We start from the raw sequence: 13,022 nt of genomic DNA, 5'->3' as shown, positions 1-13,022 counted from the left end.
GCATGGCGCATTTCCTCATCGTCGAGGCGCGGTTCTACGATCACCTGAACGACATGCTGGTCGCGGGTGCCGAGGCTGCGCTCAGGCAGGCGGGGCATTCATCCGAGGTCGTGACGGTTCCGGGCGCGCTCGAGGTGCCCGGCGCGATCGCGCTGGCGGCGGAAACGGGACGCTACGACGGATTCGTCGCACTCGGCGTCGTGATCCGCGGCGAGACCTACCATTTCGAGATCGTGTCGAATGAGAGCGCGCGCGGGATCATGGCGCTGACGCTGGACGGCTTGCCCGTCGGCAACGGCATCTTGACGACCGAGAACGAGGCGCAGGCGATCATCCGCGCTGACCCGGCACAGCTCGACAAGGGCGGCGGTGCCGCGAAGGCGGCGCTCGCGATGTTCGACCTCAAATCTCGGCTCGGCTGACCCGAGCGATGGACATGCCGCCCACCCGCTTCCGCGTCGTGGAGCGTGGGCGGCGGCTGGAGGTGATCGACACGGCGAGCGGTAAGCCGGTCGCCGGCAGCTCAAGGTTCGCGGGCTCCGCATCCTCCCTCGACGCGGCGCGCGTGGACACGCCGCTGATGCTGGATCAGGTCGTGCGCCCCGCCGTCCCGCGCACGAGCGCTCAGCGAAAGCCCGGTGGATTGCCCCGCGCCACCCGCTTCGATGGTACGGTCAGCTTCACGACGCGTGCCTTCTACGACGATCGCGCGCCGCGCGTGGTGACGCTGGACCCGGCGCGCGCAAAGATCGTCCGCTGGGCCGGTTTTGCCGCTCTCCTGCTGCTCATCGTCACACCTGCATTACTGCTGATGCTAGCCTGGTCGAGCTTTCCGGTGTTGTTCGCGCTCGCCGCCGTCTCGTTCAATCCGACGGTGCGCGAGCGGCTGCGCGCCGGCACGACGTCACTGATCGATCGCTACGCCGCCCCGGCTTGAAGCGCCCCGCCGCGACCACGGCGGGGCAGCTTGGTCACGCGTCCGCACGCTCCAGTGCGGGATAATCGACATAGCCCTTAGGTCCGGGCGTGTAGAACGTCTTCGGATTGGGCTTGTTGAAGCCCGCCCCGGTGCGGAAACGCTCCACCAGATCGGGGTTGGCGATCCACAGCCGGCCCCAGGCGACCGCGTCGGCCACGCCTGAATCGAGATCGGCCTGCCCCGCCTCCTGCGTGTAATCCTGGTTGAGCACCAGCGGGCCGGCGAACACCTCGCGAATCTTCGGGCTTAGCTTCGGCACGTCGGTGGTGCCGAACGTACCCTCGGGCCCGACCTCGCGCAGTTCGAGGAAGCCGATGCCGAGATCGTTCAGCGCGCGTGCCGCGGGCACGAAGACGGCCTCGGGATCGCTGTCGTCGGCGCCCTGCGTCTCGCCGTTGGGCGACAGGCGGATCGAGGTACGGCCCGCCCCCACCACGGCGACGACGCGCTCGGTCACCTCGCGCATCAGGCGGATGCGGTTCTCCGGCGACCCGCCATAGTCATCCTCACGATCGTTGGTGTTGTCGCGCAGGAATTGGTCGATCAGATAGCCGTTGGCGCCGTGGATCTGCACGCCGTCGAACCCGGCGGCGATCGCGTTACGCGATGCGGCAGCGTAATCGTCGAGCGTCGAGCGAATCTCGTCCACGCTCAGCGCGCGCGGCGTGCCGTACGGGTTCTTCGCCGGATCGGGATCGTGGTAGGGCGCACGCTTGGTCGAGGAAGAGACCGGCTCCAGCCCGTTGACGTCGGGACGCGCGAGCCGGCCCATGTGCCACAATTGCGCGACGATGCGCCCACCCGCCTCGTGCACCGCCGCGGTGACCGGCTTCCACGCCTCGACCTGCTCCTCGCTCCACAGCCCTGGCGTGCTCGGCCAGCCGAGCCCCTGCCGGCTGATGCCCGTCGCCTCGGAGATGATCAGCCCGGCGGAGGCGCGCTGGCGATAATAGTCGATCATCAGATCGGTCGGCACGTGATCCTTGGTGGCGCGCGAACGGGTCAGCGGCGCCATGAGAATGCGATTGGGCGCTTCGATCGCGCCAAGGGTAATGGGGTCGAACAGGCTGGGCATTGAAGAGGCCTTTCCGTTTCATTCAGCTACCTGACGCCGCACAGATAGGACGCTAAGGGGCGCCATGCACCAGCCCGCGCGCCCAAGAAATGCTTCGTCGCCGCCAAGCGCGTTCGACCGTGACGAGGTTCCGCACGCCGGCACGAACGTCCGCAACGACGCGGTGCCGATCCCGGGTCCGATGCCGCTCGGTAACGGCAAGAGCGGCCACGCGGGCGAGGGCGCACCGGCGCTGCCGCTGCTCGCGGTCGTCGTCGCCAACGTCGCGCTCGCGTTCGGGCCGTGGTTCGTCCGGCTGGCCGACACCGGACCGGTCGCCGCCGCCTTTTGGCGAATGGCGCTGGCATTGCCGCTGATCGTCGTGCTCGCGCTTCTGAGCGGCACGCGCGCCTCGGCGCTACGCCTGCCGGGCAAGCTGTGGGTGCTGCTGGCGCTCGCAGGCGTCGCCTTCTCGCTCGACCTGGGCAGCTGGCATATCGGCATCCTGCAGACGACGCTCGCCAATGCGACGCTGTTCGGCAATTCGGCGACCTTCATCTTTCCGATTTACGGCTTCATCGTTGCGCGCGCCTGGCCCTCGCGGACGCAAGGGACAGCGCTGCTGCTCGCGGCGCTCGGGGCGGCGTTGCTGATGGGACGGTCGTACCAACTCGATTCGCGGCATTTGGTCGGCGACCTGCTGTGCGTGTTTGCGGGCGTGCTCTACGCAATCTATTTCGTGCTGATGTCGGGGGTGCGTCGGACGATGGCGCCGTGGCCGGCGCTGGCGCTTTCCTCGCTCAGCGCTTTGGTGCCGCTGCTGGTGATTGCGGCTTTGCTCGGCGAGCGGATCGTGCCGACCGGCTGGTGGCCGCTGATCGGCCTGGCGCTCGTTAGCCAGGTGCTCGGACAGGGCTGCATGATCTACGCGCTCGGCAAGTTGAGCCCGCTTGTCGTCGGGCTCGCGCTTCTGATCCAGCCGATGGTGGCGGCAACGATCGGCTGGATCGTCTATGGCGAGGCACTTGCCGCGCCCGACCTGTTCGGGGCGGCGATGGTTGCGGCGGCGCTGGTGCTGGTGCGTCGCAGCCCCCAAGTATAGAAATCGGCGGTGGCGCGCGCGGGACACGAGGAGCGGTGATGACGGATACGATGGCCGATAAAGCAGCAGCGCACGACCCCGCCGACCTGACACTCGACGAGGTGCGGCAGCAGCTCGCGCCCGCAATCGCCAGCAACGCCGCGTTCGATGGCTGGGGCGACGCAGCGCGCGACTATGCCGCGGAAGGCGCTGGGATCGACCGTGACGTGGCGCGTCTCGCATTCGACCGCGGCGCGCTGGCAATGATCGACGCGTGGTTCGACCACGTCGATGCCGAGATGGCGGCGCGCCTGCCCGCCGACGTGCTCGCCGCGATGAAGATCCGCCAGCGCATCACCGCTTTGATTGAAACGCGGCTCGACATACTCGCACCCGATCGCGAATCGCTGCGCCGCGCGATCGCGATCCTCGCGCTGCCGACCAACGTCGCGCGCGCCGCTCGGCTCGGGTGGCGCAGCGCGGACCGGATGTGGCGGCTCGCGGGCGACACCGCGACCGATTACAACCACTACACTAAGCGCGCGATGCTGCTCGCCACTTACGCGTCGACGATCACCGTTTTCCTCGACGACGACAGCGACGGTCATGCGGAGACGCGCGCGTTCCTGTCGCGCCGTATCGACAACATCATGGCGATCGAGAAAGCGAAGGCGAACGCCACGGCGCGCACGCGCTATCGCCCCAGCCTGTCGCGCTTTGTCGGACGGATGCGCTACCCGGTCGCATGATCGCCGATGTGAGTTATTGATAATCAATCGCAGGCGACTTATACAGATCAGGTGACCGCGCCGCTCAACCTCGAAACCCTCCCGCGCCACCAGGCCGCAACCGTCGACTCGATCGAGTGGACGCGACTAGCGATGCCGGAGGCGCGGCGGCTGCGCGAACTGGGGTTCGATGCGGGCGTTGCGATCGAGGTGCTCCACCGCGCGCGCTTTGGTGGCGGGCCGATTGCCTGCCGGATCGGCCGCATGACGGTGGCGCTGCGCCGCGCGGTCGCAGGTGCGGTGCGCGTGTCGGTCGATCCGCTGCCGGCCGAGTGATCGTCGCCGTCATCGCAAACGCCGGCTGATATGTATGCCTCGCCGCTGGTCGCGATGGTCGGCAATCCCAATGCCGGCAAGAGCGCGCTGTTCAACGCGCTGACCGGCGCGCGGCAGAAAGTCGGCAATTATCCCGGCGTCACGGTTGAGCGCCATTCCGGTCGCCTGTCGCTCGACGACGGCCGCCCGATCGAACTGGTCGACCTGCCCGGCACCTACAGCCTCGATCCCGCCTCCGCCGATGAACGCGTGACGGTCGATGTCGTGACCGGGCGCGGCGGGTTCGAGCGGCGACCCGACGCGATGATCGTGGTGGTCGACGCGTCCAACCTCGACAATCACCTGCGCTTCGCCCTCCAGCTGATCGCGTTGAAGCTGCCCGTCGTGGTCGCGCTCAACATGGTCGATCTGGCCGAGCGCGACGGGCTGACGCTCGATCCCGAGGTGCTGGCGCGCGAACTGGGCGTACCGGTCGTGCCGACCGTCGCGGTGCGCCGCCGCGGGATCAACGGGTTGAAGACGCAGCTTGGCGCGCTGCTCGGCCAGCGCACGCCCGCGCCTGCGTCGCTTGATACCACGCCCGAGGAGATCGGCGTGCTGCAACGCCGCGCGCGCCGGATCGCCAATGCGGCGACGGTCAGCGAGTCGCCGGTACGGCGCTGGAACCACGCGCTCGACGCGGTCGCGCTCCACCCGGTCATCGGACCCGTCCTGCTCGTCGCGCTGCTGTTCGTCATGTTCCAGGCGGTGTTCACCTGGTCGGAGGCGCCGATCGCGTGGATCGAGGACGCGTTCGCCGCAATTGAGGGCACCATCCGCGGTGCGATGCCCGACGGCTTCGTCCGCTCGCTGCTGACCGACGGCGTGATCGCAGGGGTAGGCGCGGTCGTCGTCTTCCTGCCGCAGATCCTGATCCTGTTCGCCTTCATCCTGGTGCTGGAGGCATCGGGCTATATGGTGCGCGCGGCGTTCCTGATGGACCGGATGATGAGCCGCGTCGGCCTGTCCGGGCGTGCGTTCATCCCGCTGCTCTCGTCCTTCGCCTGCGCGGTGCCCGGCATCATGGCGACGCGCACGATCGACGACGAGAAAGACCGGCTGACCACGATCCTGATCGCGCCGCTGATGACCTGTTCGGCGCGGCTGCCGGTCTACACGATCATCATCGGTGCCTTCATTCCCAACACGCGGGTAGCGGGCTTTGTCGGATTACAGGGGCTGGTGCTGCTGGTGCTCTACCTGCTCGGCATCGTGGGGGCGTTCATCGCCGCGCTGGTGCTGCGCCGCACGGTCACGCAGGGCGCATCGTCGGGCTTCATGATGGAAATGCCGAAGTATCAGATGCCGCGCCTGCGCGACGTCGCGATCGGGCTGTGGCAGCGCGCCTATATCTTCCTGAAACGCGCAGGGACCACCATTGCGCTCACCACCGTGATCCTGTGGGCGCTGCTGTCGTTCCCCAAGGCTCCGGCGGGGCAAAGCCAAGTCAACTATTCAGTCGCAGGGCGGATCGCCAACGGTATCGAGGTCGCGGTGCGCCCGATCGGGTTCAACCGCGACATCGCGCTGGCGCTGATCCCGGCGATGGCGGCGCGCGAGGTCGCGGTGGCGGCGATCGGCACCGTCTATGCGGTCGACGATCCCGAGGATGCGAAGGGCGAGCGGACGATCGTCGACAATCTGCGCCATCGCTGGACCCTGCCGACCGCGCTTGCGTTCCTGATGTGGTTCGTGTTCGCGCCGCAGTGTATCTCGACGATCGCGGTGACCAGGCGCGAGACGAACGGGTGGAAGTGGCCGCTGTTCATGGTAGGCTATCTGTTCGCCGCCGCGTACGTGATGGCGGGTATCACCTATTGGCTGGCGGTCGCCGTCGGCCTTTGAAGAGGCAGGAATGGCAGGCAGCGTCAACAAGGTCATCATCGTCGGCAATCTCGGGCGCGACCCCGAATCGCGCTCGTTCCAGAACGGCGGCAAGGTGGTCAACCTGCGCATCGCCACGTCGGAATCGTGGAAGGACCGCAGCACCGGCGAGAAGAAGGAGCGTACCGAATGGCATTCGGTCGCGATCTTCGGCGAAGGACTGGCAGGCGTGGCCGAGCGGTATCTGCGCAAGGGCTCGAAGGTATACATCGAAGGTCAGTTGCAGACGCGTAAGTGGCAGGACCAGCAGGGTCAGGATCGTTACTCGACCGAGATCGTGCTGCAGGGTCCGGGTGCGACGCTGACGATGCTCGATGGCCCCGGCGGCAACAGCGGCGGCGGTGGCGGCCGTGACGATTTCGGCGGCGGTGACGACTTCGGCGGCGGTGGCGGCGGTCGTGGCGGCGCGCGCAGCGGCGGCGGCTTCGGCGGCGGTTCGCGCGGCGGCTCGTCGGGTGGCGGCAGCTCGGGCGGGTCCGGCAATTTCGGTGGCGGCTACGCGGACGATCTCGACGACGACGTCCCGTTCTAAGTGAGTACCCACCCGCCTGCTACAGAGCCCGTCTCGCGCGGCTGGCTGATCGACGAGGCGCGTCGCGCTGCGGCGCTCGACGCGTATCAGATCGACGGCCTGCGCAATTCGGCTGCGCTGCGCCAGATCACCGATTTTGCCGCCCGGCTGTGCAACGCGCCGATCGCGCTCGTCAGCCTGGTGCAGGAACATCGCCAGCTGTTCCTGTCGCACACCGGTACCGATGCGGAGGAGACGCCGCGCGAGCAGAGCCTGTGCGCACACGCGATGTGGAACGCGGGCGTGATGGTGGTGCCTGACGCCGCCCTAGACGCACGCTTCGCCGACAATCCGCTCGTCACCGGCGAGATGCAGGTCCGCTTCTACGCCGGCGCGCCGCTTGTCAGCGATGATGGCATACCGCTCGGCTCGCTGTGCATCATCGATCACCAGCCGCGTGCGGGGTTGAGCGAACTTGAACGCGAAGGGCTGACCGTGCTCGCCGCCAACGTGCTGGCGCGGCTGCGCGACTCTCGTGACGGGGCGGCATGGCGCGCGGCGGAGAATGACGCGCGCCGCGCCGCCTTTGACAGCGACACGCGCTTCCGCACGCTGGCCGACACGATGCCGCAGATGGTCTGGTCGACCCTGCCTGATGGTTATCATGATTATTATAATGCACGCTGGTACGAATTCACCGGCATGCCTGAGGGGTCGACTGATGGCGCGGAGTGGAACGGTGTGTTCCATCCCGACGATCAGGAGCGCGCCTGGGCAAGGTGGCAGCATTCGCTCACGACTGGCGATCCGTACCAGATCGAGTATCGCTTGCGGCACCACGATGGCAGCTATCGCTGGGTGCTGGGTCGCGCGCTGCCGATCCGCGACCACGACGGGCGCGTCACGCGCTGGTTCGGCACCTGCACCGACATTCACGAACAGAAGCTCGCGCTCGAGCAGCGGGAGATCATCAGCCAGGAACTGTCGCACCGGATCAAGAACATCTTCTCGGTCATCTCCGGGCTGATCCAGTTCGCCGCGCGCAGCCATCCCGGCTTCGCACCGGTCGCGACCGACCTGCGCCAGCGGATCACCGCGCTGGGTCGCGCGCACGATTTCGTACGCCCGCACAGTCCGCAGTCGCGCCCGCACGGTGCGCAGGACAGCCTGCACGGGCTGCTCGACCAGCTGTTCCTGCCCTATCAGGCGGCCGATCATGCGCGGATCAGCGTCACGGGCAACGACCTGACGGTCGACGATCGTGCCGCCACGCCCCTGGCGCTGCTGTTTCACGAACTCGCCACCAACGCGACGAAGTACGGCGCGCTGTCGGACGGAGACGGGCACGTCGCGCTTGCGATCCACCTTGCTGAAGACAATGTCGTGATGACGTGGCGGGAAACGGGCGGTCCGACGCTCAATGGCGCAAGCGACCATGTCGGGTTTGGAACGCAGTTGATCGAGATGTCGGCGGTGCGTCAGCTGGGCGGCAAGATCGAGCGCGACTGGCTACCCGGTGGTCTGGCAATGACGCTACGTGCGCCGCGGTCGGCGTTCAGCCGTGCTGGTCTAGCCTGACGAACTCGACGTCGGCGGGACAATCGGCGCTGCCGGCAGCCGCGACGGCCGCCGCCGTCAGGATCGCTTGATCGCTGAAGGGCTTGCGTACGTAACCGAGTGCGTCGGGCACATGGCCGATCTGCCCCGGATTGGCGGTCACGAAGACAACCTTTACGCCGTAATCGCGCGCGATGCGTTCGGCGATCGCGGGGCCGGTCGGTCCGTCGCGCAGGTTCACGTCGACAAAGGCGAACGAGCAAGCGGGTGCCGCCGCCAATGCCTGCGCGCTATCGGCGGCGATACCGCCGACCTCATAGCCCGCGTCGACCAGGATACGTTCCAGGTCGAGGGCCACGAAGATCTCGTCTTCGACGATGAGCGCGGTCTTTGACATCGGCCGGAAGCTAGGTCTCTGATTGGTGTCGGAACGTTTCACTTAACCTTGAGCAATCTTCTTGGTTCCGGGCAAGCAGGAACACCGCATGTTCGGCCATAAAGTTCGCCGCCGCGCCGCCGATCTCCTGATCGCCCGACAGGAACCAGGCACGCTCCACCGCGATGCCGCGGTCGCGCAGGAAACCGCGAAAGTCGTCGATCGTCACATGGTGGATATTGGGCGTGTCGTACCACTCCTCGGGCAGCAGCCGCGTCACTGGCATCCGCCCGCCCCACAAGAGCGACAGCCGGACGCGCCAGTGCGCGAAATTGGGGAAGCTGACGAACGCACGCCGTCCGATCCGCAACAGATGGTCGAGCACCAGATGCGGCGCGCGCGCAGTCTGCAAGGTCTGGCTGAGGATCGCATAATCGAAGCTCGCATCGGGGTAGCCCGCCAGATCCACGTCGGCGTCGCCCTGGATCACGCTCAGCCCGCGCGCGACCGCGTCGGCGACCTTGATCGCATCGATCTCCAGCCCGCGCGCATCGACGCCCGACCGGTCGCGCAGCGCGGCCATCAGGTCGCCCGTCCCGCACCCGACATCGAGCACGCGGGCGCCCGCGGCCACATTAGCGGCGATGATCGCCAGATCGGGACGCAGCGTCACCGGGCTAGTCACGAGACCTCCGCCAGCATCGCGGCGAACGCGGGCGCCAGCCGTTCCATGTAGCGCTCAGGCCGCATCAGCGGCGTGAAGCCCAGCGCCGCATAGACGCCGTGCGCGTCGGCGGTGGTCAGGCCGATGCGGCGGATTCCGGCGTAATCGGGATGGTCGAGGAACCAGCGCACCATCGCCCGCCCTATCCCCTGCCCGCGTACCGCCTCGTCGACCCATACGTCGGCCAGCCACGCGAAGGTCGCGCGATCGGTGATCATCCGCGCGAACCCGCACTGCGCGCCGGTCGCATCATAGGCGCCGAGGCAGTGCGATCCCGCCACCGCACGCTCGACCAAAGATCGTTCGATCCCGGGCGACCAGTAGCTTGATGCCAGCCAGCCGTGCACCCGAGCGACATCGAGCCGGGAGGGAGTATCGTCTAGCGCGATCACGCCCGTGCCTCGCGCAGGAAACCCGCGACGATGCGGTCGAGTTCGGGCGAGTCGAGCAGGAACGCGTCATGCCCGTACGGGCTCGACAGTTCGACGAAGCTGACCGGCGCACCGGCGGCGTTCAATGCCTGCACGACCGCGCGCGACTCCGCGGTCGGGTAGAGCCAATCGGTGTCGAAGCTGACGAGGCAGAAGCGCGTCGCGGCATCGAACGCGCGCGCCAACTGCCCGCCATGCTCCTCCGCCAGATCGTAATAATCCATCGCGCGCGTGATATAGAGGTAGGAATTGGCGTCGAACCGGTCGGTGAAGCTCAATCCCTGATGACGCAGGTAGCTTTCGACCTGGAAATCGGCATCGAAGCCGAAGCTTTTCGCCTCACGCGCCTGCAACCGGCGCCCGAACTTCTCGGTCAGCCCGGCCTCGGACAGGTAGGTGATGTGCGCCGCCATCCGCGCTACGGCCAGTCCGCGCGCGGGCGCGTCGCCGCTGTAGTAATCGCCGCCGCGCCAGTTCGGATCGGCCATCACCGCCTGCCGCCCCACCTCGTGAAAGGCGATGTTCTGCGCGGTGTGGCGCGCGGTCGATGCGATCACCATCGCCGCCGCGACGCGCGCCGGACAGGTCGCGGCCCAGCTGAGCGCCTGCATCCCGCCCATCGATCCACCGACCACCGCCGCCAGCCGATTGATGCCGAGATGATCGAGCAGCAGTGCTTGCGCGCGCACCATGTCGCGGATCGTGATGACCGGAAACGTCATGCCCCAGGCACGTGCCGTCACGGGATTGATCGAGGCCGGCCCGGACGATCCCATGCAACTGCCCAGCACGTTGGCGCAGATGACGAAGAAGCGGTCGGTGTCGATCGGCTTGCCCGGCCCGACCATCCGCTGCCACCAGCCCGGCTTGCCGGTGCGCGGATGCGCGCTGGCTACATGATGGTCGCCGGTCAGCGCATGACAAACGAGGATCGCGTTGCCGGCACGCGCGTCGAGCGTGCCGTACGTCTCATACGCGATCTCGACCGGTGACAGCGTTGCGCCACCGTCGAGTTGGAGCGGCCCGGGCAGCACTACGTGCCGCGCAAGGCCGAAGCGTTGATCGTCAGGGTTGCAGGCAATCGGCATCGAGCCGCCGCGATAATCCGCGGCCTGCGCTCCCGCAAGCAGACCCGGTACCGACATTCCAGCTCACGTTGAGGTAACGAGGGGACCGGTGCGACCCCTACATCGCACGACGCGCTTTCCCCCGCGCTCGTCGCGCACTAAGCCTCGGCGCCATGACTGACACTGCGACCGACACGCGCCCAACCGCTCCCGCTCCGAAACAATGGGTGATGGGCATCGCGCCCTACATCCCAGGCCGCTCGACCACCGATGACGGGCGCACGGTCGCCAAGCTGTCGTCGAACGAGAACCCGCTCGGCACCTCGCCTGCCGCACGCGCGGCCTATGCCTCGGCCGCCGACACGCTGGAGCGTTATCCTGATGCCAGCGCCGCGCCGGTGCGCGAGGCGATCGCAGCGGCGTTCGACCTTGATCCCGCGCGGATCATCTACGGCAATGGCTCGGACGAGATCCTCCACCTCGCCGCGGGTGCTTTCGCCGGTCCGGGCGACGAAGTGATCTTCGTCCGCTACGGCTTCGCGGTGTACGAGATCGCGACGCGGCGTGTCGGCGCGACACCGGTGATCGCGCCCGACCGCGACTATGCGACCGACGTCGACGCGGTGCTCGCCTGCGTCACCGATCGGACGCGCGTCGTCTATATCGCCAATCCAAATAACCCGACCGGGACGTTCGCGCCGCGCGCCGAGATCGCGCGGCTCCACGCCGGGCTGCCGGCGCACGTGCTGCTGGTGCTCGATCAGGCTTATGCCGAATATCTTGATGCGGCGGACGACGACGGCGGGCTCGACCTCGCGCGTACCGCGTCAAACGTGCTCGTTACGCGCACCTTCTCTAAAATACACGGCCTGGCCGCTGAACGCATCGGCTGGGGCTATGCGCACGCCGACGTCATCCAGGCGCTGCACCGCATCCGCCTGCCGTTCAACATCACGATCGGCGGCCAGCGCGCCGCAGTGGCGGCGGTACAGGATCGCGATTTCGTCGCGTCGACACGCACCCACAATGCCGAATGGCGCGCCTGGTTCGCGGCTGAGATCGCAGGCCTCGGCAACGCCGGATTGCGTGCGATCCCGAGCGAGGCGAACTTCGTCCTCGTCGTGTTCGAGGGCGAGTTGACCGCGGAAACCGCGTACAAGGGGCTGATGGACGCCGGGTTCATCGTGCGCTGGCTTCCCGGTCAGGGGCTCGCACAAGGGCTGCGCATCACGATCGGCACCGAAGATGAGACGCGCGGGGTCGTCGCCGCGCTACGCGCGCTGGTCGAGCGGCACGCCTCCCCTGTGCACGTCGCCCCGGCAGATCAGGGTATCGAGCGCGGCTGATGCTTCCCTTCGCACGCGTGACGATCATCGGTCTGGGCCTGATCGGCTCCTCGATCGCGCGCGCGGTGCGGGAATATATGCCTGGCGTGCGGCTGACCGGGCATGATGCCAGCGCCGAGGTGCGCGAGGCGGCACGCGCGCTCAAGCTCGCCGACGACGTTACTGACACCGCAGGGGCGGCGGTGACCGATGCCGATCTCGTCATCCTGTGCGTGCCGGTCGGCGCAATGGCGGCAGTCGCAGCCGAGATCGCGGCCGACGTGCCTGCCGACGCGATCGTCAGCGATGTCGGCAGCTGCAAGGCATCGGTCGCCGCGGCGCTGACCGCACACCTGCCGGCAGCGCAGGTCATCCCCGCGCATCCGGTCGCGGGCACCGAGCAGAGCGGACCCGAGGCGGGCTTCGCGACGCTGTTCCGCGGCCGCTGGTGCATCGTCACGCCGCTACCCGAGAATGATGCCGTGGCGGTCGAGCGCGTTGCCGAATTCTGGCGTCGGCTGGGTGCCGACGTCGAGCAGATGGCACCCGACCACCACGACCTCGTCTTGGCGGTCACCAGCCACCTGCCGCACCTGATCGCCTATACGATCGTCGGGACCGCCGACGACCTGCAACAGGTGACTCAGAGCGAGGTCATCAAGTTCTCCGCCGGGGGTTTCCGCGACTTCACGCGCATCGCCGCGTCCGATCCCGTCATGTGGCGCGACGTGTTCCTGTCGAACAAGGATGCGGTCCTCGACATGCTGCAGCGTTTTTCGGAAGATTTGTCGCAGTTGCAGCGCGCGATCCGCTGGGGCGATGGCGACGCGCTCCACGATCGCTTCGCGCGCACCCGCGCGATCCGCCGCTCGATCGTTGATCAGGGGCAGGACGATGCCGCCGCCGACTTCGGGCGACGGCACGACTGAG

15 protein-coding genes are annotated in these 13,022 nt (G+C 67.7%); 10 read left to right on the top strand and 5 right to left on the bottom strand.

What is annotated here, in order from left to right; translation table 11 throughout:
* Positions 1–2 precede the first annotated feature (2 nt).
* Both ribH and SMN802W_RS0102935 read left to right on the top strand, forming a co-directional pair.
* Complete coding sequence (ribH, locus tag SMN802W_RS0102940) at positions 3–422, top strand: 6,7-dimethyl-8-ribityllumazine synthase (protein WP_019515397.1); 420 nt, start codon at positions 3–5, stop codon at positions 420–422.
* A gap of 14 nt (positions 423–436) precedes the next feature.
* The gene (locus SMN802W_RS0102935) at positions 437–937 is read left to right on the top strand and encodes a hypothetical protein (protein ID WP_156818694.1); all 501 of its coding nucleotides are present in this window, start codon (positions 437–439) and stop codon (positions 935–937) included.
* A 34-nt stretch (positions 938–971) separates the two neighbouring features.
* Here SMN802W_RS0102935 and SMN802W_RS0102930 read toward each other — a convergent pair whose 3' ends face one another.
* Positions 972–2,054 carry an alkene reductase gene (locus SMN802W_RS0102930; RefSeq protein ID WP_019515395.1) on the bottom strand — a complete coding sequence of 361 codons (1,083 nt, stop codon included), beginning with the start codon at positions 2,052–2,054 and terminating at the stop codon, positions 972–974.
* Between the two features lie 64 nt (positions 2,055–2,118).
* On the opposite strand from SMN802W_RS0102930, the gene SMN802W_RS0102925 reads away from it, so the two are divergent.
* Genes SMN802W_RS0102925 through SMN802W_RS0102900 form a run of 6 tightly spaced genes read left to right on the top strand, consistent with a single transcriptional unit; the run spans position 2,119 to position 8,190 of the window.
* Positions 2,119–3,135 (top strand): DMT family transporter, encoded by a 1,017-nt coding sequence (locus SMN802W_RS0102925; RefSeq protein ID WP_019515394.1) that lies wholly within the window; start codon positions 2,119–2,121, stop codon positions 3,133–3,135.
* Positions 3,136–3,173: 38 nt separating this feature from the next.
* The gene (locus tag SMN802W_RS0102920) at positions 3,174–3,863 is read left to right on the top strand and encodes a COQ9 family protein (RefSeq protein WP_156818693.1); all 690 of its coding nucleotides are present in this window, start codon (positions 3,174–3,176) and stop codon (positions 3,861–3,863) included.
* Between the two features lie 51 nt (positions 3,864–3,914).
* Positions 3,915–4,178, top strand: a complete 264-nt coding sequence (locus tag SMN802W_RS0102915; RefSeq protein WP_019515392.1) for a FeoA family protein — start codon at positions 3,915–3,917, stop codon at positions 4,176–4,178.
* A 30-nt stretch (positions 4,179–4,208) separates the two neighbouring features.
* On the top strand, positions 4,209–6,062 hold the full coding sequence (gene feoB / locus SMN802W_RS0102910) for a ferrous iron transporter B (protein ID WP_019515391.1): 1,854 nt from the start codon (positions 4,209–4,211) through the stop codon (positions 6,060–6,062).
* A 10-nt stretch (positions 6,063–6,072) separates the two neighbouring features.
* Positions 6,073–6,633, top strand: a complete 561-nt coding sequence (ssb, locus tag SMN802W_RS0102905) for a single-stranded DNA-binding protein (RefSeq protein ID WP_019515390.1) — start codon at positions 6,073–6,075, stop codon at positions 6,631–6,633.
* The gene (locus tag SMN802W_RS0102900) at positions 6,634–8,190 is read left to right on the top strand and encodes a sensor histidine kinase (RefSeq protein WP_019515389.1); all 1,557 of its coding nucleotides are present in this window, start codon (positions 6,634–6,636) and stop codon (positions 8,188–8,190) included.
* On the opposite strand, the gene SMN802W_RS0102895 is transcribed toward SMN802W_RS0102900, so the two are convergent.
* The 4 genes from SMN802W_RS0102895 to metX are packed head-to-tail and all read right to left on the bottom strand — an operon-like array spanning position 8,168 to position 10,788.
* Complete coding sequence (locus SMN802W_RS0102895; RefSeq protein WP_019515388.1) at positions 8,168–8,566, bottom strand: response regulator; 399 nt, start codon at positions 8,564–8,566, stop codon at positions 8,168–8,170. The genes SMN802W_RS0102900 and SMN802W_RS0102895 overlap by 23 nt on opposite strands.
* Positions 8,567–8,576: 10 nt before the next feature.
* Positions 8,577–9,218 (bottom strand): methionine biosynthesis protein MetW, encoded by a 642-nt coding sequence (metW, locus tag SMN802W_RS0102890; RefSeq protein WP_019515387.1) that lies wholly within the window; start codon positions 9,216–9,218, stop codon positions 8,577–8,579.
* 8 nt (positions 9,219–9,226) lie between these two features.
* Entirely contained in the window at positions 9,227–9,661 is a 435-nt protein-coding gene (locus SMN802W_RS0102885) for a GNAT family N-acetyltransferase (RefSeq protein WP_026325676.1), read from the bottom strand.
* On the bottom strand, positions 9,658–10,788 hold the full coding sequence (metX, locus tag SMN802W_RS0102880; RefSeq protein WP_026325675.1) for a homoserine O-acetyltransferase MetX: 1,131 nt from the start codon (positions 10,786–10,788) through the stop codon (positions 9,658–9,660). Before metX ends, SMN802W_RS0102885 begins: the two co-directional genes overlap by 4 nt.
* A gap of 152 nt (positions 10,789–10,940) precedes the next feature.
* Between metX and hisC the strand changes: the two genes are divergently transcribed.
* Both hisC and SMN802W_RS0102870 read left to right on the top strand, forming a co-directional pair.
* A complete protein-coding gene (gene hisC, locus SMN802W_RS0102875) occupies positions 10,941–12,113 on the top strand; it encodes a histidinol-phosphate transaminase (protein ID WP_051083442.1) in 1,173 nt (390 codons plus the stop codon).
* Positions 12,113–13,021, top strand: a complete 909-nt coding sequence (locus SMN802W_RS0102870; protein ID WP_019515383.1) for a prephenate/arogenate dehydrogenase family protein — start codon at positions 12,113–12,115, stop codon at positions 13,019–13,021. Before hisC ends, SMN802W_RS0102870 begins: the two co-directional genes overlap by 1 nt.
* Position 13,022: the final 1 nt, after the last annotated feature.

Source organism: Sphingomonas sp. Mn802worker (assembly GCF_000382485.1).
GTDB lineage: Bacteria > Pseudomonadota > Alphaproteobacteria > Sphingomonadales > Sphingomonadaceae > Sphingomonas.
Note: the sequence above shows the minus strand (reverse complement) of the source record. Positions and strands in the feature narration are given on the sequence as shown.

Bases quoted from the DNA above. Each gene is read 5' to 3' on its own strand.
- ribH (WP_019515397.1), top strand. From the start codon at position 3: ATGGCGCATTTCCTCATCGTCGAGGCGCGGTTCTACGATCACCTGAAC.
- SMN802W_RS0102935 (WP_156818694.1), top strand. From the start codon at position 437: ATGCCGCCCACCCGCTTCCGCGTCGTGGAGCGTGGGCGGCGGCTGGAG.
- SMN802W_RS0102930 (WP_019515395.1), bottom strand. From the start codon at position 2,054: ATGCCCAGCCTGTTCGACCCCATTACCCTTGGCGCGATCGAAGCGCCC.
- SMN802W_RS0102925 (WP_019515394.1), top strand. From the start codon at position 2,119: ATGCACCAGCCCGCGCGCCCAAGAAATGCTTCGTCGCCGCCAAGCGCG.
- SMN802W_RS0102920 (WP_156818693.1), top strand. From the start codon at position 3,174: ATGACGGATACGATGGCCGATAAAGCAGCAGCGCACGACCCCGCCGAC.
- feoB (WP_019515391.1), top strand. From the start codon at position 4,209: ATGTATGCCTCGCCGCTGGTCGCGATGGTCGGCAATCCCAATGCCGGC.
- ssb (WP_019515390.1), top strand. From the start codon at position 6,073: ATGGCAGGCAGCGTCAACAAGGTCATCATCGTCGGCAATCTCGGGCGC.
- SMN802W_RS0102895 (WP_019515388.1), bottom strand. From the start codon at position 8,566: ATGTCAAAGACCGCGCTCATCGTCGAAGACGAGATCTTCGTGGCCCTC.
- metX (WP_026325675.1), bottom strand. From the start codon at position 10,788: ATGCCGATTGCCTGCAACCCTGACGATCAACGCTTCGGCCTTGCGCGG.
- hisC (WP_051083442.1), top strand. From the start codon at position 10,941: ATGACTGACACTGCGACCGACACGCGCCCAACCGCTCCCGCTCCGAAA.
- SMN802W_RS0102870 (WP_019515383.1), top strand. From the start codon at position 12,113: ATGCTTCCCTTCGCACGCGTGACGATCATCGGTCTGGGCCTGATCGGC.